This window comes from Streptomyces colonosanans (assembly GCF_001866645.1).
Lineage (GTDB): Bacteria > Actinomycetota > Actinomycetes > Streptomycetales > Streptomycetaceae > Streptomyces > Streptomyces colonosanans.
Genome location: NZ_MLYP01000096.1, coordinates 33,267 through 54,840, shown reverse-complemented (window position 1 = coordinate 54,840; position 21,574 = coordinate 33,267). Strand labels below are relative to the sequence as shown.

At 68.3% G+C, this 21,574-nt stretch carries 16 protein-coding genes and 1 pseudogene; 10 read left to right on the top strand and 7 right to left on the bottom strand.

The features are described from left to right. Window positions 1-215: 215 nt before the first annotated feature. A complete protein-coding gene (locus tag BIV24_RS29170) occupies window positions 216-479 on the bottom strand; it encodes a helix-turn-helix transcriptional regulator (protein WP_037775690.1) in 264 nt (87 codons plus the stop codon). Window positions 480-656: 177 nt separating this feature from the next. Here BIV24_RS29170 and BIV24_RS35830 point away from each other — a divergent pair, with 177 nt between their 5' ends. The 5 genes from BIV24_RS35830 (at window position 657) to BIV24_RS29145 (ending at window position 9,750) form a co-directional block, all read left to right on the top strand. Continuing rightward, a complete protein-coding gene (locus tag BIV24_RS35830; RefSeq protein WP_071369466.1) occupies window positions 657-1,688 on the top strand; it encodes a hypothetical protein in 1,032 nt (343 codons plus the stop codon). Between the two features lie 266 nt (window positions 1,689-1,954). Continuing rightward, entirely contained in the window at window positions 1,955-4,429 is a 2,475-nt protein-coding gene (locus BIV24_RS29160) for a preprotein translocase subunit SecA (RefSeq protein ID WP_245766988.1), read from the top strand. A 699-nt stretch (window positions 4,430-5,128) separates the two neighbouring features. After that, window positions 5,129-6,535, top strand: a complete 1,407-nt coding sequence (locus BIV24_RS29155; RefSeq protein WP_143064695.1) for a hypothetical protein — start codon at window positions 5,129-5,131, stop codon at window positions 6,533-6,535. Between the two features lie 424 nt (window positions 6,536-6,959). After that, on the top strand, window positions 6,960-9,131 hold the full coding sequence (locus BIV24_RS29150) for a CHAT domain-containing protein (protein ID WP_143064694.1): 2,172 nt from the start codon (window positions 6,960-6,962) through the stop codon (window positions 9,129-9,131). A gap of 343 nt (window positions 9,132-9,474) precedes the next feature. Further along, window positions 9,475-9,750 carry a hypothetical protein gene (locus BIV24_RS29145; protein WP_079168629.1) on the top strand — a complete coding sequence of 92 codons (276 nt, stop codon included), beginning with the start codon at window positions 9,475-9,477 and terminating at the stop codon, window positions 9,748-9,750. A gap of 8 nt (window positions 9,751-9,758) precedes the next feature. On the opposite strand, the gene BIV24_RS32750 is transcribed toward BIV24_RS29145, so the two are convergent. The 3 genes from BIV24_RS32750 to BIV24_RS29135 form a co-directional block, all read right to left on the bottom strand. After that, window positions 9,759-10,949 carry an ISL3 family transposase gene (locus tag BIV24_RS32750; protein WP_281247782.1) on the bottom strand — a complete coding sequence of 397 codons (1,191 nt, stop codon included), beginning with the start codon at window positions 10,947-10,949 and terminating at the stop codon, window positions 9,759-9,761. Window positions 10,950-11,228: 279 nt separating this feature from the next. Beyond that, window positions 11,229-11,378: a hypothetical protein gene (locus BIV24_RS35825; RefSeq protein ID WP_245766987.1), complete on the bottom strand. Its 150-nt coding sequence runs from the start codon at window positions 11,376-11,378 to the stop codon at window positions 11,229-11,231. 308 nt (window positions 11,379-11,686) lie between these two features. Beyond that, window positions 11,687-12,439 (bottom strand): alpha/beta hydrolase, encoded by a 753-nt coding sequence (locus BIV24_RS29135; protein WP_071369461.1) that lies wholly within the window; start codon window positions 12,437-12,439, stop codon window positions 11,687-11,689. A 465-nt stretch (window positions 12,440-12,904) separates the two neighbouring features. Between BIV24_RS29135 and BIV24_RS29130 the strand changes: the two genes are divergently transcribed. Next, entirely contained in the window at window positions 12,905-13,489 is a 585-nt protein-coding gene (locus BIV24_RS29130; protein WP_177198860.1) for a GNAT family N-acetyltransferase, read from the top strand. A gap of 15 nt (window positions 13,490-13,504) precedes the next feature. Here the strand turns inward: BIV24_RS29130 and BIV24_RS32745 are convergent. Beyond that, a pseudogene (locus BIV24_RS32745) lies at window positions 13,505-15,085 on the bottom strand (ISL3 family transposase). 334 nt (window positions 15,086-15,419) lie between these two features. Between BIV24_RS32745 and BIV24_RS34040 the strand changes: the two are divergent. Then, a complete protein-coding gene (locus BIV24_RS34040) occupies window positions 15,420-15,881 on the top strand; it encodes a hypothetical protein (protein WP_143064693.1) in 462 nt (153 codons plus the stop codon). Between the two features lie 138 nt (window positions 15,882-16,019). On the opposite strand, the gene BIV24_RS29115 is transcribed toward BIV24_RS34040, so the two are convergent. Beyond that, entirely contained in the window at window positions 16,020-16,649 is a 630-nt protein-coding gene (locus BIV24_RS29115) for a L,D-transpeptidase (RefSeq protein ID WP_071369458.1), read from the bottom strand. A 286-nt stretch (window positions 16,650-16,935) separates the two neighbouring features. Here BIV24_RS29115 and BIV24_RS29110 point away from each other — a divergent pair, with 286 nt between their 5' ends. Continuing rightward, window positions 16,936-17,745: a peptidoglycan-binding protein gene (locus tag BIV24_RS29110; RefSeq protein ID WP_071369457.1), complete on the top strand. Its 810-nt coding sequence runs from the start codon at window positions 16,936-16,938 to the stop codon at window positions 17,743-17,745. Continuing rightward, on the top strand, window positions 17,742-18,611 hold the full coding sequence (locus BIV24_RS33710) for a helix-turn-helix domain-containing protein (protein WP_071369456.1): 870 nt from the start codon (window positions 17,742-17,744) through the stop codon (window positions 18,609-18,611). Before BIV24_RS29110 ends, BIV24_RS33710 begins: the two co-directional genes overlap by 4 nt. A gap of 725 nt (window positions 18,612-19,336) precedes the next feature. Here BIV24_RS33710 and BIV24_RS34035 read toward each other — a convergent pair. Continuing rightward, complete coding sequence (locus BIV24_RS34035) at window positions 19,337-21,352, bottom strand: phosphoketolase family protein (RefSeq protein WP_218149346.1); 2,016 nt, start codon at window positions 21,350-21,352, stop codon at window positions 19,337-19,339. Between BIV24_RS34035 and BIV24_RS34685 the strand changes: the two genes are divergently transcribed. Beyond that, window positions 21,345-21,518: a hypothetical protein gene (locus BIV24_RS34685; protein ID WP_177198859.1), complete on the top strand. Its 174-nt coding sequence runs from the start codon at window positions 21,345-21,347 to the stop codon at window positions 21,516-21,518. The two genes, BIV24_RS34035 and BIV24_RS34685, sit on opposite strands and share 8 nt — an antisense overlap. The last annotated feature ends 56 nt before the right edge of the window (window positions 21,519-21,574 follow it).

Here is a 21,574-nt window from a genome sequence, read left to right as displayed (position 1 = left end):
GCTGCCGTCCCAGTGACGGCCGTCGGGGGCGGGCGTGGGGCACATGGCCCGGACCGTGCCAGGCGACACGCAGGCATGAGCAACGTGTCGGGGATATGTCCCACGGTCGGCCCAACGAGCCCGCACGCATGAGCGTTACTGCGGATGGCTGTTCTATGCCTGCTTGCCCGATCGGGTGATTCCCAGCGTGGTGCGCGGCGGGACGGAGCAGGGGTTCAGGAAGTGGCCGTGCCGGGCGGGGTGTGGTCGTCGCACAGGGCGCCCAGGAAGCGCTCGATGGGCACGTCGAAGGTGTGGGCGAGGGTGTGCCAGGTGGTAACACTGCCGGTGGTGCGGCCGTGTTCGAGGTCGATGAGGGTGCGCCGGGCCAGACCGCTGCGGTCGGCGAGTTCGTCGAAGGTCCAACCGCGTTCGGCCCGCAGGCGCGCGAGCACGACGCGCAGCGCAGTGAGGTCGGGGTCGGGCGGCAAGATCGTCACCTGACCATCCGACGGTGCAGACCCCTGCCCCGTCAGTGCGGGTTTCTGCACTTTCGCCAGGGCGGAGGGAGGTGAAATCCACGGTGCGGGAATCTGCACTACAGTGCGTCCGTCCCGGGGGCCGTCATGGTGAACCCCGCCACGAGAAGGACAGACGGACGGGAGGACGACCAGCCCATGAGGCTCGGTGGCGCACATGCCGCAGTGCGGCGCATCTGGACAGTGGAACTGCGCCCGCAGGCGGACGGCCCTACACTCGTCTGCCCCTCGTGTACCGCCCGCACCTTCCCCCTGCAGGCGTCCTCCGCACGGTCGGCCGCCCTGTCCCATCTGGCCTGCCACGCCCGTGTGGACGCGTTGCCGCCGCACCTGCGCAGCTGCCAGTGCCGGCTGCGGGGCTGCGTCTGGCATCCGCGTCATCGCGGCTGTGCCGGGCGGGTGCTGCTGGCCCTGACCCGCGACCTCAGCGGCCGCACCTGGCGGCTGGCCGACGCATGCGCGGCCTGCGCGGCGGCGACCAGCCACACCGCCGTCGTACCGGACACTCTGCTCAGCCCTCACCGACCGGCCGCATCAGCCCCCGTCCGGCCGCGGGTGCACGGAGACGAGCCGCAACGGGTACGGGAGATGCTCACCCACCTCGCCTCCGCACTCGGCTGCGTCACCTCCCCCGCCGCCCGGCTGCTGGCCCTGCAATGCGCCCTGCGCGCCGACACACACGGCTGCGCCCGGCTGCCAGCCGGCCTGCTGCGCGGCATGCGCCTGCACCGGCACACCGAGGCGTGGCAGGAGCTGGTGCAGGACGGCTGGCTCGACCTGCCCGATCCCCGGGCAGCGCCTTTGCAGGTGCGGCTGCTCGACGACACGGCGCTGGACCAGGCCCCGAGCCGCAGCGCCCGTCGGCGCGCCGCCCATTGGGCCCTGCAGCCCACCTCACTCATCGTTCCGGCGACGACAAAGCCCGCAGAACGGCTGACTGCCCTGGTCCTGGCCGCCCACACCACCGCGGCCGGCCCCACAGCCGACATGGCCGTTGTTGCCCGTCTGTGCGGGCACTCCCCCCAGCAGACCGGAGTACTGCTCGACCGGCTGGTCGCCGGCCGTACCCTGGCGGCCTGGCACCATCAGCGGGACACCGACGAGGTGCACTGGCAGCTGGCTCCCTTTAACCGGCCCGTCTCCGGCTCCGCGGACTCGTCTGCGCACTGACCGCCGCCAGATTCGGTCAAAGAGCTTGGAGTAGAAGGCGATCGAGCCTTCCAGCTCGGCGAACGCAGGACCCATGACATGGCGGTCTTTCATCCAAGATGATGCTTCATCGACAGTCGATACAGCCTCTCTCAGTTGTGCCCCCCCAGTCCGGCCGCCGGTCGAATCCACGAGGCGAACGGGGAGAGCGGGCGTGGATGCACCGGCTGATCGAAGCGGATCCGAACCGTTCGCTGATCGGTCCCAATATGTGGTGAGGTTGGCTCATGGGTTCCCGATCGAAGCGCCGTGAAGCGCGCAACAGGAGGCAGCGCCGTTCCGGTCCGAAGTCGCCGGCGTTCGACCCGCACGCGCAAGTGATGGTGGACTCCTTGACTGCCTTGATGGCGCTCATGGCCACGTTCGCTGGCGATGATCCTGCGGCTGCAGTCGACGCAGCATTCGACAAGGCTGTCGATGAGTTCGTCGCGAAGCTGGGGCGGTTCGACGCGATCCGGCTCATCGAGGTGGCTCGTCAGCGGTTCCTGCCGATGGCGCGCGAAGGCGAGACGCCCGTCACTGCACAGGCGGGCGCCGCGTACCTGGAACTGCTGACGCTGGTCACTCTCGCCGCCCGGCAAGATTCGGCGACGGCTGGTGCCCCCGCAGTCGAGGACCAGGAGATGAGCCACTTCGTCTCCGAGGCGAAGGACGAACTCGACGGGATCCTCCGCCTTGCACAGATACGGTCCTTCGCCGCCGTTGACCCGACCGACAAGCTTGCCCTCGTATCCATGCTCATTCGTGGCGCCGAGGTATGGATGCGCAACTCGTCCTACCCGGAGATGGTCGCAACGACCAACCTGGCGCTTCTCGACGGTAACCCGAGCGTTCGCGCGGCGCTGAATGCCGAACTCGGCTTCGACGCGACCGACGCCCTGGCTGTCCTCGACGCATGCCACCACCTGCAGGAGGCTGGTCTGAATGACCGCCTCAAAGCGATGGGGGACGCAGTGCTGGACGCGATGGCCAAGGTGGAGGCAGGCCGGGCGGACGACGGGCTGGCAGAACTCGCCAGGTCCAGTGTCATGTCGATGTTCGAGCCCGACGGCGACCAGGCCACGGTCGCGATCGACGACGTCGTCGCGCGCACGGGCATTGCTGTTGAACGTGTGGGGGCCGTTGTCGAACGGTTCCGCCTCGACCTCGGGACGGCCAACTCTGCGGACGTCATCGATGCGTTCACCACCGGCAGGAACCCGCTGCATAGCCGGCCGCTCGTCGTCGCCGACAACGGGCGCTTCATGCTGCCGCACCCGGCGTTGAGCGTGTTCGCCGTCCGGGAGAACCTCGAAGAGCATCTGAAGACGTCGCCCGTATGGAGCCAGTACGCGAAGCATCGCGGAGACCTTCTCGAGTCCCGCACGCGCGACGCGCTCGACCGCGTACTCCCCGGGGCTCACTTCCGGGACGCGTTCGAGTACTACGTGCCCGCGAATGACAACGAAGCCAAAACTGCTGATCCGGCGAAGTACACCAAGCGCGTCGAGGGCGACCACTTCATCGTCCTCGACGACGTCGCCCTCATCGTGGAGGACAAGGCCGTCGCGTTGAGCGCCCTGTCCCGCGGAGGGAAGACGACACGGATCCGTACTGATCTGACCGGCATCATCACGAAAGCAGCCGAGCAGTCCGGCCGCATGCGGGATGCAATCGAGCGGGACGGTGGCCTACGTATCGAAGACAAAGGCTGGGTCAACCTCAGCCACATCCGTGAGATCCACACCATCGCCGTCAGCCTCGACGACCTCTCGACCGTCCTGACCGCCACCGCAGAGCTGGTGCGGGCGGGCCTGCTCACCCCCGACAACATCCCCTGGACGGTGTCCCTGCACGACCTCGAGCTGATCACCGAACTCGTCGCACGCCCGGCCGAGTTTCTCCTCTACCTGCGTCGGCGCCGCAACCCTGATGTCACCGTCATGTTCCATGCACCGGACGAACTGGACCTGTTCCTGTATTTCTTCGAGGCGGGCCTTTGGGTCGAACCCGACCCGGCACAGGTGTGTGCCGCGTTCCCGTTCCTCCCTGAGCCGACCACGGCCGAGCTGCGCCGCTACAGGGCACAGAAGCCGACCTTCCTGACCAGCCGAACCGACGTGCTCGACAAGTGGTTTCACACCAAGGGACGTGATGACACAGGTTCCGGATCCGCACCCAAGCCGGCGATGGTGCCCTCACCACTCGCACCTCTCCTCGACCAACTGCAGTCATGGAACGTCACCGGATGGCTCAGCATCGGCGCGACGCTGCTATCCCTGGCAACGCCCGCCCAGCACAAGTTCGCGCGCCATGGTGACATCCTCCTCAACAACCCGCGCCCGAACGGCCAGGGCCGCAGCATGACGGTGCCCGTCACGGCCAGCGTCGATCCGGCCGAAGGATGGTTGTTCGTGTGGGCGACACGCCCAGCTGGACAGGACCCCGACGACGCCGAGAAGAGCCTCCGTGGCTACCTGCGAGCCAAGAAGCATCAGCTCGGCCTGCCGCGTGGCGTCGTCTTCCTCTACGACGAACCGACTCGCGATCTCGTCGGGGCCCTCTACGACGGACACATCGGGCCGCTCGACGCCGCGCTGACCGCCACCCTGCAGTCGTTGCGGCCTGCGTCAGAACTTCAACGCTCGATCCACCCGAACGCCAAGCGGCCACCACGCGGCACGAAGGACACTCCCAAACAGAAGCAGAAACGAAAGCAGTAGCCCCTCTCGCCAGGGCTGCCGAACATCACAGGAAAGTCATCTCGGCAGGCCGCCAAGCCAAGTGGCACGCGGCCAGCGCCCGTGCGAGGAGAGGCTCTGTCTCGCGCAAGGAGGCGGTGCTCCGGCCGGTGTTTGCGCGGCTCGGCCTGGACGCCCCCGCGCGGCGCGGCGAGCGTAAGTCAGGCGCGGCGCACCTGGTGAACCAGCCGCCGCAACAGATCAAACGTGGCCGGCCCGAACTGGCCGGTCTGCAGCTCCTCGAAAGCCCCGCTCGCCACAAGCCACCCCAATCCTCTGCTTCCCCGCTCGGCACCTGCAGCCACCGCCCTTCGAGTCTGCATACACCAACATCCACACCCCAGCTGCGCGACGCGCCCGAAACTCCGCCACGCTGCTGTGGCCGCTCTGCCGCCAACCCGTGTACCGGGCAAGACGCCACGGAGACCGGAGAGTTGAAGGCTGTGCTCTGCGACCCGCTGCACCGGGCGTGGGGCAGCGGTCTACTGTCGGCGGGCGGGGAGCGCCCTGTGGTGGATGGAGGGTGCGGTCAGCTGCAGCCTAGTCCCGGTGTGTCGCGACCCATCGGGCGGACCTGCCGGCCCGGCCGCCCGATGCAGCGGCGTGGCTCGTCCCGGGCTCCAAGGGCTGGGGCCCTCCCAGAACCGCAGCGTGACGTAGATCACTTGAAAAAAGTGCGGGGTGATTGCCGGTTCGCCTTCAGGCCGGCCCTTAGGGATAGCAGCCTCATCATGCGCTACAGGTAAGGAGCTTCACATGGTCCTGCTGTGTTACTCGGATCTCGAGGACGATGACCGCGTCGGCGTCCCGGCGCTTCATGCCGCGTTGGAGAGCTGGGTGCTTCGCCTGCTGGTCGACACCCAGGACCGGGCCACGCGCCTGCCTGCCCGCTTCGCCTCACCGATCGAGGACTGCACGCCCGAGGACGAGGCACTGGCGTTGCGGACCATCCGGTTCCTGCGCTACGCGCAGGAACAGCTGATGGACCGGAACGCCCGCCTTCGCTACCTCTGTCCGGACTGCCCCCGCGATGGGCAGGCGGGCTGTCCGGCTCTCAACCGGCCGAGCCCGAGGGGAAAGACCGTGCATGAGGCGGTGTATGCGGTGCGAATCGAACCGGTGCCCGTGCAGCACGGGACCTGGCTGGCGCAGGCTCGGCCTGCGGCCTCCCGGGTGCTCGAGCGGCTGCGCCGGATGGCCAGGCAAGTGACCACACCCGTGCCCGGCGCCGGTGAGGAAGCCCGCAGGGCTGTCGTGCGCCACCTGTATGAGATGGCGCGCATGTGGAGGGCACGGGGTCTGCCCGATGACGCCGTGAACGTCGACCAGGAACAGGACGGGGCCTTCGCCCAGGACGTCTGGATCGCCTTGTTGGAGAGGGGACGGCGGAGAAGGGACACCGACGCGAGGCACTCCCCCGTGAACTTCATTGCTGCCGTCCTGCACACGCTCGCCCAACAGCTCAGTGGACCAGAAGCATTCACCACCCGCGAAGCCGTCATGGCCGCGCTGGTGGCACGTAACGCCTGCATCGAGGGTGACACCGCAGCCGTGGACGAGTTCTCTCGGACGCGGCTCCATCTTGGCCGACCGCACGCGTGGCGCGCGGCCGTGGAGATGGCCCTGCTGGGTGACTGGGTTGAGGCTCTTGGCCGGCACCTGAGTGGCGATGCCGAGATCATGGAGCTGCTCCACCGTCATACCGAACGGGAACATCGCTGTCTGCAGCCGCTCTGGGAGCGAAAAGCCGGCGGCCGCACGGTGCGGCTGCTGGAGGCCCCGGTCGCGTCGGGAGTGTCCTTGAGAGATGTGGTCAGCGATGACCGGCGCCCGGAGAACGGCCTGTTGCACGGCGAGGTGGACGATTGCCGCGTCCTTGCCGTGCTCGCGGATCTGCCACCCATGGAGAGAGCCGTAGCCATGACCTACGGTGCGCAGCGCGTGACATGGGCCCAGGCCGCGGCTCTGGGCGGCGCCGACGATCCGGATGCGTTCGGCAACCGGGTGCGCCGCAAGCTGAGACGACTGGGGCTGCGCCACCGTGCTGCGGCAAGCCCGTCCACCCCGGTGCCGGCGGCCGGCCAGTGAACATTCTCGGCGCAGCCGCAGCCGAATATCTAGCGAGCCTTGCGGCAGCACTCACGCTGGTCGCAGCGCGCAGCGTCAGGCGGCGCTTCAGGCAGCGAACTGGTCTCGCTCCGGGCGCGCCGGCCGCAGATGCGACAGCCGAGCCCCACTCGGGACCGCGCTGACACCCGGCTGCGGGATGTGTACGACGCCTCCCTGAGACAGGACGCGTCGTACACCCGGGCTCGGCACCCTTATGCTCGCGCCGCCGGGTCCGCGTGGGCGCTGGACGACCTGAGGGCCGCAGTGTCACCGTGCTCGCGGGCGACCGATGCACCTACCTCGCCATCGACGGAGGACCTCCGGCCGGAGTTGCCCTCCTTGCAGGATGCCGCAGGCGGATAGGTGAACCCCGGGAGCCCTTGCACAGCACTAGGCTCTAGGAGTGACGACACCAGCCCCTCAACCCCCGAATGTCGGCAGACATCTGCTCTACCTCGTGGTGTTCGATCCGGAGGACGGCACTGCTCCCACGGAGATCTCTCCGGTCATCGACGCACCGCTTGAGGACTCCGATCAATTCGCCATCCCTCACGGACTGGCACGCGACGTGGCCCGGGCGCTGCCCGGGCTGTGGTACTGCCTTCACCTGCCGCAATCACGAGGAGACTTGGTCGACCTTGAGGCATGGAGGTTGAAGGGCCTGCAGCAGCTGGCGATGGGACATCACGTGATGCCCGTTCCCGTCACCGCGCTCGACAGCCTGGCTCTGGCCCCGTGGTGGCGGCCGATGCTGGCGTTGTGCCCGGACGAGCTCGTCGAACGGACCGCACGGGGAGCGGTCGCGCTGGGGGTCGAACTCCCCGTCGCCTCCTTCTCAACTCTGGGCGACGCGAGTCTCCAAGAACACTGGCAGGCCATCCAGGAGCGCGTATACCCCGACGTCCCTCCGCTGGTGGGGAAGGTCAATCTCAGCCGCCGCCTGGACCTGGCCGCGTTGGACCTGCCCTGGCGTCTCATGGCTCGCCGGATGGGCTGGGACATCGATGCGCCCGCCGACGAGGAGACCCCTACGCTGCTTCATCGCACCCTGCAGGGGCACACGCTCGTCGCGGCCACCGCCCGACTGGAGCGTCAGGGACTGACTGTCGAAGAAGCCGAACCGGTCTTTGGACAGACGGTCGTTGAGGAGAAGGCACGACTGCGGCTGCCGGTTTCTCTGGCGCTGCCCGGGGTCGCACCCGCATACGTGCGCGGCGCCTACCCCCCTCAGCTGCGCAAAGCCCGAGTCCGCCCGCTCGCCGCCATGGACGCCGACGACACTTGGTCGACCGAGATCGGTGAACGCGATGATGCCCACGTCGAACGGGCGGCCATCGAGTACACACTGACCCACCGGGCCGTCGCCAACGACAGCCTGGGACTGATGATGCCTTCCGTTCCCCCCAGCGCGTTCACGCTGCTGGCCGACTTGGAAAAGCACTTTCGGGACTCTGCTGCGGACCGCCCTCGCTCGGTGGAGAAACTGCTCAGCCGCCTCAATGCCGTCGTCAGGCCCTTGTTCACGGAACCGGTGATGGAGGCCATCAACCGGGCGTCGATGCTCACGGTGTTCTCCAACTTCCCGCTGGGCCTTGCCACCATGCCCGGCGACACCGCCCCGCTGGCTGCGCGCCTGCCCCTGACGTACGAGCCATTGCTGCCGCTGACCCGCACCGTGCAGAAGGCCGGTGCGGTCGCCCTCGGCGTCGAGTGGAAGAACCGAATCCGTGTCCTGGTGGCGGAATGCATCCCCGCCAGCGACCCGGTGGGTCAGATCTCACGAGACGGCTGGCGGATCACTCAGGACACCCTGAAGGACGTCGAGGGGCTGAGTATCCACGCGGTGCAGACGCTCTCCCTGGATGCCTTGCGCGAGGCCGTCAGCGAGCACACACCTGACCTGCTGATCATCAGCGCGCACGGCACCCTCGTTGCCAACACGGCAGCCATCGTCATCGGCGACGAACCGCACATCGAGCTCGGCCTGCAGCACACCCCGCCCGTCATCGTGCTCAGCGCATGTCACGTCGCTCCCCGGGGAGCCAGCGCCGTCTCCATCACCGATCTCCTGCTGCGCGAGGGCGCACTGGCCGTACTCGGCACCCAAGTGCCAGTGGATGTGCGCCGCAACATGATGCTGACCGGCCGCCTGCTGACCAACCTCGCCGACCATCTCATCAACCAAGGACGTCACGCCACACTGCTGGAGGTGTGGCATCACACCCAGACCACCAACACCGTCAACGACATCCTCATGTCCACACCATCGCTCGGCAGTTGGGGACGGACCCCCGGCCCAGGCGGCGGGCCGGCCCCGCTGCAGGAATTCATGATCAGCAGATCGGCCGGGCGGCTGCGCGGTGCCCACATCTACCAGGACACCGAACAAGTCCTCGGTGAGATCGCAGATGATCAGGGACGCGGCGAACAGGTCCGCAACTGGTTCCGCCGCCCCGGCTACGTCCCGGAATCACTCTTCTACCTCTTTGCAGGCCGTCCCGAGCGGATCCTCATCTCCTCAATGGAGGAACGCGTCGCGGCGCTCTGGCCGCACTCCGACACTCCGGGCATGTAACGCATCTGACCAGCGCAAACCCAGCACCCGCTATAGCGGTCTGCACGAGAACGACATGCCCCTTCGTCAGTCACGTCAGTACCAGATGAGCACCACGCGTCAGCGCCAACCGCCAGGTCACCGGACTTGCGCCACTGACACCTAAATGACGATGCCCAACTGGCACTCTCCCGCAGACCATCAGGCGGAGACCAACCTGCCGAGAACGGCGTCCGCGCATGGCTTTTTTTCACGGGTTTGGGTTCTGGCTCACTTTCCGTGGAGGGCTGACTGAGTGTGATGTCAGTGGTGTGTGGTGGGATGGCCGGACTCTGCTGCCGTGACCTGCTGGGAGTCCGCCTTGATGCCCGTGTACTCGTCTCTGACCCACGCCCTGGCTGAGGCCTTGGTCGATGTCCTGTGGTTCATCGAGGGCAGTGAAGACGAGCAGATGGATCCGGACGACGCCGTCAAGGTCCTGGAGGGTGTCGCCTACCTGGTCAGCAAGTTGTCGAGCGACCAGCGGAGCGAATTGATCGACCTGCTCGGGACGATGGCCGAAGCGGAGTCCGACCCTGCGCGGCGTGAGTTCCTGGAAGGGTTCCCGGAGAGCTTCGGGCTCCTTGATGATGTGGTCTGACCTGTGCCTCAGGAGTAGAGCAGGACGCGTTTGCGGAGGAGGGCGAAGCCAGCCCGGCCGAACATCTGGCGTTTGAGCATCTTGATTCGGTTGACGTGGCCTTCGACGACGCCTGAGCTCCAGGGCAGGGTGAGGCCGGCGATAACGGCATCGCGGTCACGGTCGATGCCTGCGGCGAGGGTGTGGAGGCCGGGGAGGTCGTCTTGCCGGACGGCATCGAGCCACTGCGGCAGCCGTTCGCCCTGGCGCTCGGTGAGCATCTGGCCGAAGGAGCGGACGTGGCCGGTGAGGGCGTCCGGCTCAGGGCAGTGGACCAGAACGGCCTTGAGGCGGAGGTGCTCCGTCTCGGTGAGGGTCTCCGGCCGACGGAGGATCCAACCGGCGACGACGCGGGGTGACGGTGGCCGAGCGGTGACGGGGCCCGGCGAGAGCCGCTTCTCCCGGAAATAGGCGCGAACCCGCTGGTAGCTGCCCCGATAACAGAGCGGCACGATTTCTTCCCACACCGCCCAGGCGTTCGTGCAGCCTTGGTTCCAGCGGTCATCCAGGTAGGGCTTGAAGGGATCGAGTTTGGATGGCCGGCCCTGCCGCTGCCCGTGGAACAGTTCCTCCGGGGCGGCCGCGTCGGCGAGGAGTCTGACGGTGCGGGAGGTCATGCGGAGTTGGCGGCCGATCGCCCGACGGCTGAGCCCGGCTGCCAGTAATTCGTGGACGGTAGCGTGCTTGGCGCGGGTGCGGTCAGCGAAGCGGTGTCCCCTTGGCCAGGGCGAACCGGAAGGGTCTTCGAACCTCTCCGGCTCGGGGGCAGGCTGGGCTGGAACTGGCACCAGGACCTGCAGGCATCCGCGGTGGTCTGCGACGCACCGCTCTGCGGCCTCGCTCAGGTTGTGCCAAAGATGCCACCTGTCCGCCACCTGCACCGCCTGTGGTGCCCCGACCGTGGCACCTTCGGCGAAGAACGGTGCCCGATCGCGGCAGACCACCTCCACCCCGGGCCGTTTCGCGAGCCAAGCGGCCAGAGTGGATGCTTCTCGGTCTGGCAGCAGGTCTACCGGACGTCGGCTTTCGACGTCGGCCAGGACAGTCCCGTAGTGACGCCCTTTGCGGGTCGCGTACTCATCGACGCCTACCACCCGCGGGGCCGGAACTTCGGGGTCGGGCAACGCTTCGGCCAGTCTCAGCACCGTGCTGCGGCTCACGGACACGCCGAAGACGCCGCCATACGGGCACCGGCCCGACCGGCGAGCGCGAGGCCGACCGCAGCCAGCGTCGACCGCAGACGCTCGGTCCGTCGGCCGTACCGACGGGTCAACCCTGGCCCCTGTTCGGCGAAGGTCCGCCGCCCGCACGAGGTGACCGGGCAGAGGAACCTGCGGACTTGCACACAGAGAGCGACCCGTCTGCCTCCGCTGGGCACATCAGCGGGAAGTCGCAGGTAGGAGCCATGAATCCGCCGTGATTAGTTCCCGCATCCGTGATTAGTTCCCGCATCCGGGACAGTTGGCCCCAGCCACCGTACTTCGAGCCTCTATGCGTACCGCCTCGTCGTCCACGTCGACCGACAGCACCGCCACGTCGGCGATCGACGGGAACAACAACTCCTCCAGCCGGAGCAGGACTTCTTCCACGGCCTGAACTGTCAGCCGCACCGCACCCGGTACGGGCCAATTCCGGGCAACTTCCCCAGAGCCCACTCGCCCGACAACCGTCACTCACCGTGCATGCTCCACGGAAAGTAAGCCAGAACCCGAGTTTGGGCAGCACTCGAAGCTCTGCAGAAATCGAACAGTTCATGACTTCAGGCAGTACGGGCCCCTGCCGAGAGTTCAGCAGGGGCCCACGGTGCGGAGAGCTGCGGAGGGCCGGGACCTGTCCTCGATGAGCGGCATGCCGGCCGACATCAGCTACCGTCTGCTGCCGGTCTGACGGCCCGGCCTCACTTCAGATGCCGGGTGAAGAACTGGGCCGCGTCCTCCCCTGCGAACTGCGGGACACCGGTGTGCCCGCCCATGTTGGCGTGCAGGGACTTCTCCTTGGAGCCGAAGGCGTCGAACAGGTCCAGGGCCGCCTGCCGGTCGTTGCCTTCGTCGTCCCACTGCAGCAGGACGTGCAGTGGAATAGTGACCTGCCGCGCCTCCTCGAACATGGCGCGAGGCACGAAGCTCCCGGCGAAGAAACCGGCGGCCACGATGCGCGGCTCGACCACCGCAAGCCGGATGCCGATGGAGATCACTCCCCCCGAGTACCCGACCGGGCCGCCGATCTCGGGCAGCGAAAGGAGGGCGTCCAGGGCGGCCTGCCATTCCGGGACTGCCTTTTCGACCAGCGGGAGGATGAGGGCGTCGACCATCTCGTCGCTGACCGGCTCGCCGGCCTCCATCGCCCGGCGCAGGTCGGCGCGGGCCTGCTCGGCGGCGGGCAGGCGGGGCCGGTCGCCGCTTCCGGGGAGCTCGATGGTGGCCGTGGCGAAGCCCTCCGCCGCGGAATGCCGGGCCCGGGCCACCAGTCGGGGGTACATCTTGCGCAGCCCGAGGGGAGGGTGGCCGAGCAGGATCAGCGGCACCGGCGCGGACGCGGATGCGGATGCGGATGCGGATGCGGGTGTCCACAGGATGCCGGGGATCTCACCGAGGGTGAATTCGCGTTCGAGGACGCCGTCGTCGAGGCGCTGCTCGGAAGTGAAATGCATGGTCGTGCCTTTCGGGAGTGCACTGGAACGGCGCTCCCGGACGACCTGCCTATCGCCCGACCGTGACCCCGGAGGGGAGCACCCATGTCGATACTGCGTTCACGGGTACCACCTCCTCGATCTCTCGCACGGCCTCCGGAAATGTAGCAGTGGTCGCCCCTCGTCCGCCAAACGGGTTTTTGCGGAGCCTGCGTGGCCAGATACCACGGAGACACTACGCAGAGCTGCTTGGGGTGTCGTCGCGACTTCCCGAGTGGCGGATCTGCGACGGCGGGGTGCACCGACGCTGTCGTTTCTCATGAACATCGAACACGACGCACCACCGACGCCTCCCAAACTCGTGTACAGATGCTGCCGGTTCTCGGGTTCTGGCTCATCTTCTGTGACGCGGTCGCCGTGTGTGACGGAGGCAATATGATCTCCATCTCGGCTGTGAGGCAGTGGACCCGAAGTTACGGTGCAGTGGTGAGCAACGATTCCCTCCTCGGCCGCGCCGTCCGTCTCATCCCGCTGTCCGTCGATCATGCAGAAGCGCTCTTCCCCTCTGCGTCGGATCCCGAGGTCTGGCGATGGATGCCCCGACCTCGCCCCGGCTCCCTGAAAGAGATGCGGGCGATGATCAGCCAGATGCTGGCGGACCGAGCCCGGCGGTGCTTCGCGGTCCAGCGCCTGACGGACGAGGCGGTGATCGGTTCGACCAGTCTGTATGAGCTTGACCTGGCTGAGCGCCGCGCTGAGATTGGTGCGACCTGGTTCGATCGTTCTTGTTGGGGCGGCCCGTATAACGCTGAGTCCAAGCTTCTGCTTTTCGGGCACGCCTTCGACGATCTGGACCTAGCCCGAGTCGCCTTGCGCACCGACAACCTCAACGTGCGGTCCCAGCAGGCCCTGACACGCCTGGGCCTGGTCTATGAAGGGACGCTGCGCAGCCACATGGTGCGCCAGGACGGCACACGCCGTGATTCGCTGTACTACAGCGTGCTCGCGGATGAGTGGCCATCTCTGCGCGACAAGCTGCTCACCCGGGTCACGGCCAAAGCCACTGTCTGATCATGCAGCTGCCCGTCACGGAGCGAGGAGGACCCGCTTCCGCAAGAGAGCAAAGCCGGCACGGCCGAACATTTGGCGCTTGAGCATCTTGATCCGGTTGACGTGTCCTTCGACGACGCCGGAGCTCCAGGGCAGGGTGAGACCGGCGATGACGGCGTCGCGGTCGCGGTCGATGCCGGCGGCAAGGGTGTGCAGGCTGGGCAGGTCGTCCTGCCGAACGGCGTCGAGCCAGTCCGGCAGACGCTCGCCCTGGCGGCCGGTGAGCATGGTCGCGAAGGACCGGACGTGGCGGGTGAGTGCGTCGAGTTCGGGGCAGTGCGTCCGGACGGACTTGAGCTGGAGCTGCTCGGATTCGGTGAGGGTGTCCGGCTATCGGAGGATCCATCCGGCGACGACCCGAGAAGAGGGCGGCCGGGCGGTCACCGGCCGTGGGGAGGTGCGCTTCTCATGCAGATAAGCGCGGACACGCTGGTAGCTGCCCTTGTAGCCGAGCGGGACGATCTCCTCCCACAGCTTCCACGCGTTGGTGCAGCCCTCGTTCCACTGGTCGTCCAGGTAGGGCTTGTACTCATCGAGCACCGATGGCCTGTTCTGCCACTGACCGGTGAACAGTTCCTCCGGCGTCACGGCGTCGGCGAACTGCTTGACGGTGCGCCAGGTCATGCCGAGCTGCCGCTGGACGGAGCGCCGGCTGTGTCCCACCTTCAACAGGACGTGGACGGCTGCGTGCCGGGACCGGGTCCGTTCGGCGAACCGGTGTCCTCGCGGCCAGGGCGACGCGGCCGGGTCCACGGCCGCGACCGGCTCGGCTTCAGGCTGAGGTGCTGTAGGTGTCAGGACGCGCAGGCAGCCGCGACGCTGGGCGACACACCGCTCAACGGCCTCACTCAGGTTGTGCCACAGGTGCCACCGGTCCGCGACCTGGATCGCCCGCGGCGCTCCGGCCGTGGCGCCTTCTGCGAAGAACGGCGCGCGGTCCCGGCAGACGACCTCGACACCGGGTCGCTGGGCGAGCCACGCAGCCAGGCTCGATGCCTTCCGGTCGGGGAGGAGGTCGATCGGGCGGCGGGTTTCGATGTCCACCAGGACGGCGCCGTAGCGGCGGCCCTTGCGGGCGGCGTACTCGTCGACGCCGACCACCCGCGGCGCAGGCACCTCCGGCTCGGGCAGCGATTCGACCAGGCGCAGGACCGTACTCCGGCTGACGGACACGCCAAGGACGGTGGCCAGCCGGGCGCCAGCCCGGCCGGCCAGGGCAAGGCCGACGGCGGCCAGGGTCGTGCGCAGCCGCTCGGTGCGCTGGCCGTACCTGCGGGTCAGGCCATGTATCTGCTCCACGAAGGTTCGGCGTGGGCACCTGGTGTTCCAGCACCGAAACCGCCGAACTCGCAGCCGGAGTACCACCCTTCGTCCGGCACTCGGTACGTCGGCGGGAAACCGCAGGTAGGAGCTGTGAACCCGGGCCGACCAGGCCCCGCATCCGGGGCAGGCGGCCCCAGCTGTGGTGCATTGCGCGTCAACGCGCACTATCTCGATATTCACGTCCACCAACAGCACCGCGACGTCCGCGATCGACGGGAACAACAGATCCTTCAGCCAGAGCACGACCTCTTCCACGAGCCGAACTGTCAGCCCAACCACTTTGACCACGGCTCATTTTCGGGCGACTTCGAGCACCGCCCAGAGGTGCTCAGTCGTCACTCACAGTGGCCGCTGCACGGAAGATGAGCCAGAACCGGTTCTCGTGAACAAAGCCACCCCGGCCAAGCAACGCTGCTGTGCCACCGGTTGGCCAGCATCCGCCGGACGGCCTCCGCGGGGACAACGCTCCCCGGCGAGAACCGGCGCCAGAAGGACGCCGTCGAGCGGGCCGCGCTGGAGGCGTGGCTGGACGGCGGGAGGCGCACCGTGCTGTCCATGCTCGCCGAGCATGGACGCGTTCACGCCGTCCGCACACCCGATGTCGCGTACACGGCGATGCTCGGCGCGTGGAAGGACACCCGTCGACCGCCTGGAGAGCAACGTCCACGACCAGATCGAGAACCTGGTCGTGCTTGCCGCCCGCAACGCGGACGTCGAGGTCCTCAACCTCGGCGCCCGCGAGCTGCGCAAGAAGGGTGCCCGTCTGGTGGGACAGCTACGACGAACCGGGCCCGGTGTCACGCGCTCGCCTCGGCGCCTCCCGAGCGGGGGCTTCGGCGTGCGCCTTGAGCTGCTGGTCAAGAGCGCTGGGCGACACCGCGGTTCGACGCCGGCTACTTCGCTACGACGCCCTCTGCGGCGTCACGGCAGCTCCCGGCCCGAGAATCCGCCGACCTTTCCGTCTGAGAGCGGCCGGTTCCGGCGTCGGCACCTGATCCCGCCGCCGGGGGGGAGTCCCTGGCGGAGCTGAACGAGCGGGGCCGGTCGTCTCACGACAGCCGGCCCCTGACTCCTGCCTGTTTCGCCTCTTTCCGCTGTCAGTCCCGGCTGTCAGCAGCTGGGGCTGTCCATGATGCGGATCTTCATTGGCTCCTTGAGGACACCGGGGTCAGTGCACGACGAGCTTGTGGGGGTTGGGGTAGCTCGCCTGGAGGTTCCGCAGTGCGCGGATGTCGGAGGGCTTGAGCTTGATGCACCCGTTGGACTTGTAGTCGCTGTTGCCGTCCCACCGGTACGGCTCGGAGTTGCCGGCCTTGCCGCTGGGAAGCATCTCGCTGTGGATGAACAGGTCGGTTCGCCAGTGGCCGCTGTGGCACCGGTGGTCGCCGATGTACCAGGCGATGCCGTTGACCCCGTGGGGCCCGCCGTTGTGGTGCGGGTAGTACTTCTTGATGGCGTAGTTGCCGTTGGGCAGCCAGCCGACGTTGCTCGCACAGGTGTTCTTACTGCCGTTGCCCGAGCCCGCTCGCCAGCTGCCGAGAGTGTGGATGTGAGGGTGGTCCGGGTTCGCACCCTGCACGTAGACGAAGTACAGGCGCGAGTTCTGCGGATTGGAGCCCTTCTTGAACTCCAGATAGGTGTAGTTGCCGCTTGCGGCCTGGGCGGTTGTGTGACCGCTGCTCTGCTCGACCGCGGGAAGCGCCGTCGGCTGGGCCTGTGCGGTGGATGCGGCCATCAGACCGCCGCTCAGCGCCGCGGCTGCCGCGCACATCAGAAGGCGGCTCTTTCCTGTGCTCATGGGATCTCCCCCTCGTGGTGAAAGCCCCGGAGGCGGCCGTCAATCGGGTCGGCCGCGGGGCGGTGATCCGATGATGGCGGGGGGACGGGGCCGGAGACAGAACGTCGGGGCAGGACGGGCAAACACGGGTTGTCAGGGCTGTGACCAGCAGGTCTCTGACGACTGCTGACGCGTTTCTGGGACGCCGGCCAGACCCTGACGACCGAAAACGGGCCCAAAAAGCCCGCACCGAATCGGTTCAGGTACGCGAAGGTTGACAGACGCCACCGGACACGAGGGGGACAGCATGGGACAGTGGAAGCCGTTACCCGACGGAGTCGAACCACCGGTGCGCCGGTTAGTCGTCCGCCTGCGGGAGCTCAAGGACCAGATGGACTTGAGTACAGCGGCTCTGGCGGCCAAGACCGCGTACAGCAGGTCGTCGTGGGAGCGGTATCTCAATGGCAGAACGCTGCCGCCGAGGCAGGCCGTCGAGGCTATGAGCAGGGTGTCCGGCGCCGACCGGGCACAGCTGCTCGCCCTGTGGGAACTAGCCGAGCACGCTCGCCTGCAGGAACGGCGGGGGGCGAGGCCGGAGGCCGCGCAGGAGGCCGCGCAGGAGGCCGCGCAGGAGGCCGCGCAGGAGGCCGCGCAGGAGGCCGAATCGCAGCACCAGGTCGCCGACCCCGAAGAAGGCCGACGCCGTCCGCGTCACTGGCACCCAGCCGTGGTCACCGTCGTCGCTACGACGCTCGCCGTACTGTCCCTGGCGGTCTGGATGGCGGTGCGCGACACCTCGGCACCCGCGCTGTCCGAGCAGGATCAGCAGACCCGCGTTGCCGTGCAGCCGTCCGGCTTCGCCTGCCACTACACCCGGCGCAGCGGCCATCTCTTCGCGGGCCACAGCGTGTCCGAGCCGCTCGTGTTACTCCATGCCGGCGGCGAGCAGGTGACCGAGGTGCAGTGCCTGCTGGCCGCTCACGGGCATTCCCCGGGCCGGATCGACGGCCTCTTCGGTGAACACACGGAGTCGGCCGTCAAGAAGCTCCAGCGTGACGGCGGCGCCGCCGTCGACGGCAAGGTGGGTCCGCAGACCTGGGCCCTGCTGCGGGCGTGAGCGGATCCAGCCAGCGTCCGCTCCCGCCGTCCCTCGATCCACAGACCGCCTATCTGGTCGGGGTGTTGCGGCAGTTGAAGGACCGATCCGGGCTCAGTCTGACCTCTCTGGCCGCCCGGACCCCGTACAGCAGGTCGTCATGGGACCGCTTCCTGAACGGGCGCAAGCTCCCCCCGCGGGAGGCGGTCGAAATGCTCGGGCGACTCGCCAAAGAGCCGGTCGAGAGACTCGTGGCGCTGTGGGAGCAGGCCGAGGAACAGACGAGCGGGCGCAACGCCGAAGCCGTGGCCTGCACCGGAACGCCAAAGAGCACCGGGCGGCAGGCCGGCACCGAGCCGTCTTCCGCCTCTGGCCCGGTGGTCCGTTTCGTGGCCGCCCGCTGGTTCCGTCTCGGGGTGGTCGTGGCGGCGATCGTGTGCGCCGTGGCCTGGACCTACGTTCAGGCCTTCGGCCCGCGAGTGCAGACCGCACCGTCCGGCCGGACCGGCCCGTTCGAGCCGGCGCCTTTGACTGTCGGTTGCCGGGGTGTTTCCTGCAAGGGCCGGGAGGCGGGCGCGATGGCGTGTGACGTGGACGCGGCTTCGTACACCGACCTGAAGATCGGCCTGACTCACGTGGAACTCGTGGTGAGCCGCAACTGCGCCGCCGCCTGGGCACGGATTTCTTACTCCTCCGTCGGCGACCGGGTCAAGGTGCAGGACCGTGCCGGGCCCGTCGAGACAGCCACCGTCGTCGACCAAGGGTCAACCGACACATATGTCGTCACCCCTATGCTCCCCGCCCCCTCACTCACCCGGATACGCGCCTGCTGGGAACCCCGCTCGGCCGGCCCCCACTGCACCACGTGGGGCCCCGCCACACCTTGAGCAAGTCGCCCTCACGCCACACGACCTGGGATGCCCGGAGAACCGGACAGCCCACACAAGCGTTCAGAAACGGCTGACGGTGATGGATCACTTCACGGTCTCCTCACGAACCACCGGCGGCCCGCCGGTCGAACACCTGGCAAAGCCAAAACAACCCGGCGGCGTGGGCCGGAACAACCCGGCGAAGACACCACAGTGCAAAGCAGGCGTCGGTGGGCCTTCTCACCCGCGCTGCTACAGGCGGCACGGCACGCAGCCTCTTCAGCCCACCACCAAGCCGGCAGATGACTATGGACTGCCCGGCCAGCTCGCCACCCGGGCGCCCACAACGGTGTCGACCAGAGCCAGCCGCGACATAGGGAGAACACCGAACTCACCGATCCCATCCCGAAACTCCATCCCGCGGTAGCTCGGCCCGGCCACCAGCCGTCCACCAGGCCACCGTCACCCGCGGCCAGAGCGAGATGGAATCACTGCAGGCCGGCCACATCCCTCCTGCCCGATTGTTCCGTGTCATCGATGTCTGATCGTGTGCCATCGAAGTTTGAGTGGTCTGGGTCACTCGCATTCTCGTGCTCGCGCAGCATCCGCAGGAAATGCGTGTTGCGCCCTTCCCTGTCTGGTGACCACTGACGAACCGCCTGCACCTGCTGGAACCGGGGGTATCGGTACGTCTGGCGGGCGACGGGCCGCACATCGTCCTGTAACCCGATCTCGGAACCCTGTCAGGGAAGGCGGCGGCCGGTTTCCGCGTCCGCGCAGTGCAGCCGGGCCTGCTTTCCATCCCTGCTTCGGGAGCCGAACAGTACGCGGTCGGCGCCGAGCGGCAACGGCTTGCTGTCGTACTCGCCCGTGGCCGTCACCCAGAGCACCCGGTCGTCGCGGACCCCAGCAACGTCCTTGCCGTCGGTGACGAACAGGTGCTCCGGCCCGGCAGTGATTCTCGTCGGCCGTACGACCCGGCCGTACGGTGCGAAGGTCACCTTCAGCCGCCGCAGACCGCGGCGCCCGCCGGCCTCGGCGGCGTACAGCCCGTGGCGCCATGTGACGGCGTACACCCAGTCGCCGACGCAAACCGGCCGCTCGGAGAAGGAGGTGAGGCGCCACCGGCCGAGCCGCACGCTGGCCAGTGGTTCGGCCCGTTCCAGGCCGGAGTGGGCGAAGAGCCGGACGCGACGCCCGAAGGTCTCGGCGAACAGCACCCGGCCGCCGTCGACCAAGGTGGGGGTGGGATGATCAGAGATTTGTTTCAGTGCCCGCTGCGGGAAGCGGATCGCGGCCAGTTGCTTTCCCGAGTCCGAGGCGCGTACCGACAGTTCGGGGTAGGCGCGGCCGTTCCAGTTGTGGAAGACCGCCGCGTCGCCTGTCTCGCCCTGTTCGAGCAGGGTGCCGTACCCCTTGTGCCAGAGCTCCTCACCGGTGCGGGCCTCCAGAGCGCGGTTACCCCCGGCGTCCAGGATCACCCTGTCCCCGCGCACCAGCAGGCCCCAGATCCGCTCGAATTCGTCCTCCCACAAAGGCTCCCCGGTCAGCGCGTCGACGCCGGCGATCTTCCCCCCGTCCTCGCGGTTGTCGTTCCACAGCAGCACGGTCGAACCGGCAGCAGCCACCCGGTGCAGCCCGCTCTTGCGGCGGGTCCACCGCACCTCGCCGGTCGCCGCGTCCAGGGCGGTGAACCCGCTGCGGTCGAGCTTGCGCAGGGCGAAGGTGAGGGCTGCGGCCGTGCGGGCGGGGTCGGCGGGGGTGAGGACGTGGACGGTGGGGTCGCCGCTTGCCAGCAGGGCGGAGGTGAGGGAGGGGTTTTGGTGGGTGTAGGTGTTGTGCCAGCCGAGGCTGGTGAGCAGGGGCACGATGCTGGGCAGCGGGCCGAGCTGGGCATGGCGGCGCAGGGCCCGGTGCTTGAGCTGCTGCTGGATGAGGCTCGCCGTGATGGGGGCGAACGCCTCGTAGCCGACGATGAGGGCGTGGCGGCCGGTCTCGGTGTAGCCCTGGGCCCAGGCGTGGCAGATCTCCTCGCTGAGGATCTCGACCACCCAGGGCAGGGGTCGGCCGTGTTCGTCGGTCAGGTCGATCCGGTTGGAGGCGAGTTCGTCGGGGCTGAACACGCGGAACGGGTCCTGGTCGGCGCGGGCACGGAGCACCGCTGGGATGGCCTGTGGGAGGGTGCCGTCCGTCGTCGCGTCGGCGACGTGAGTGCTGGCTGCGATGCAGCCGCGCGGTGGTTCGAGCGGCGTCTGCTGGCGGAGGGCGGTGGGCAGGGCGGGAAGCAGTGTGGGATGCGGGCGGCCGTCGGGGGTCAGCAGGCGCCCGGGGCGGTAGGAGGTGAGCCACCGCTGCAGAGCGGTGAATTCTTCTGGGCATTGCGTCGGTCGCGGCAGCGGCGTCTTGTGGACGGCCGGGGTCCCGGCGATCGGGCGGCCCGCGACGCGGCCGGGGGCGCCGTGCCCCTTGTCGAGCGTCAGGACAAGGACGCTGCCCGGGCTGGCAGCGCCGAGTGGGCAGGCGGCATCGAGGGCGTCGGCGAGGGCACGGCGCAGGTGGGCGATGCTGTGGCCGTCGCTGTAGAAGGGCCGGTGGCCCAGGCCCGTGAAGTAGGCGTCCAGTTCGGCGCGGGTGAGCGTGGACAGCAGGCTCGGGCAGCCCATCTTCTGGCCGTTGAGGAGGACGACGGGCAGGACGGTGCCGTGGCGGGCGGTGCCTGCCAGGGCGCGGGCGGCGAGCCAGGCGGCGGCGGTGTCCACCAGGACGGCTCAGCAGGACCGCGACACGAGACTCGTGACGGGCAACCTCGCGGCGCTCCAGGCCTTCACGCAGCGGCAGCTCCACCACAGCTGCCCAGGTGTCGCGCTTCTCGGGTTCGGTCAGATGTTCACCGAGGCGGGCACCGATCGCCGACGGGCAGACTGATCCGCGGTTCGTCGGAAGCCGACGCGTCCCGGAGGGCGAACCGGAGCATTCCCGCA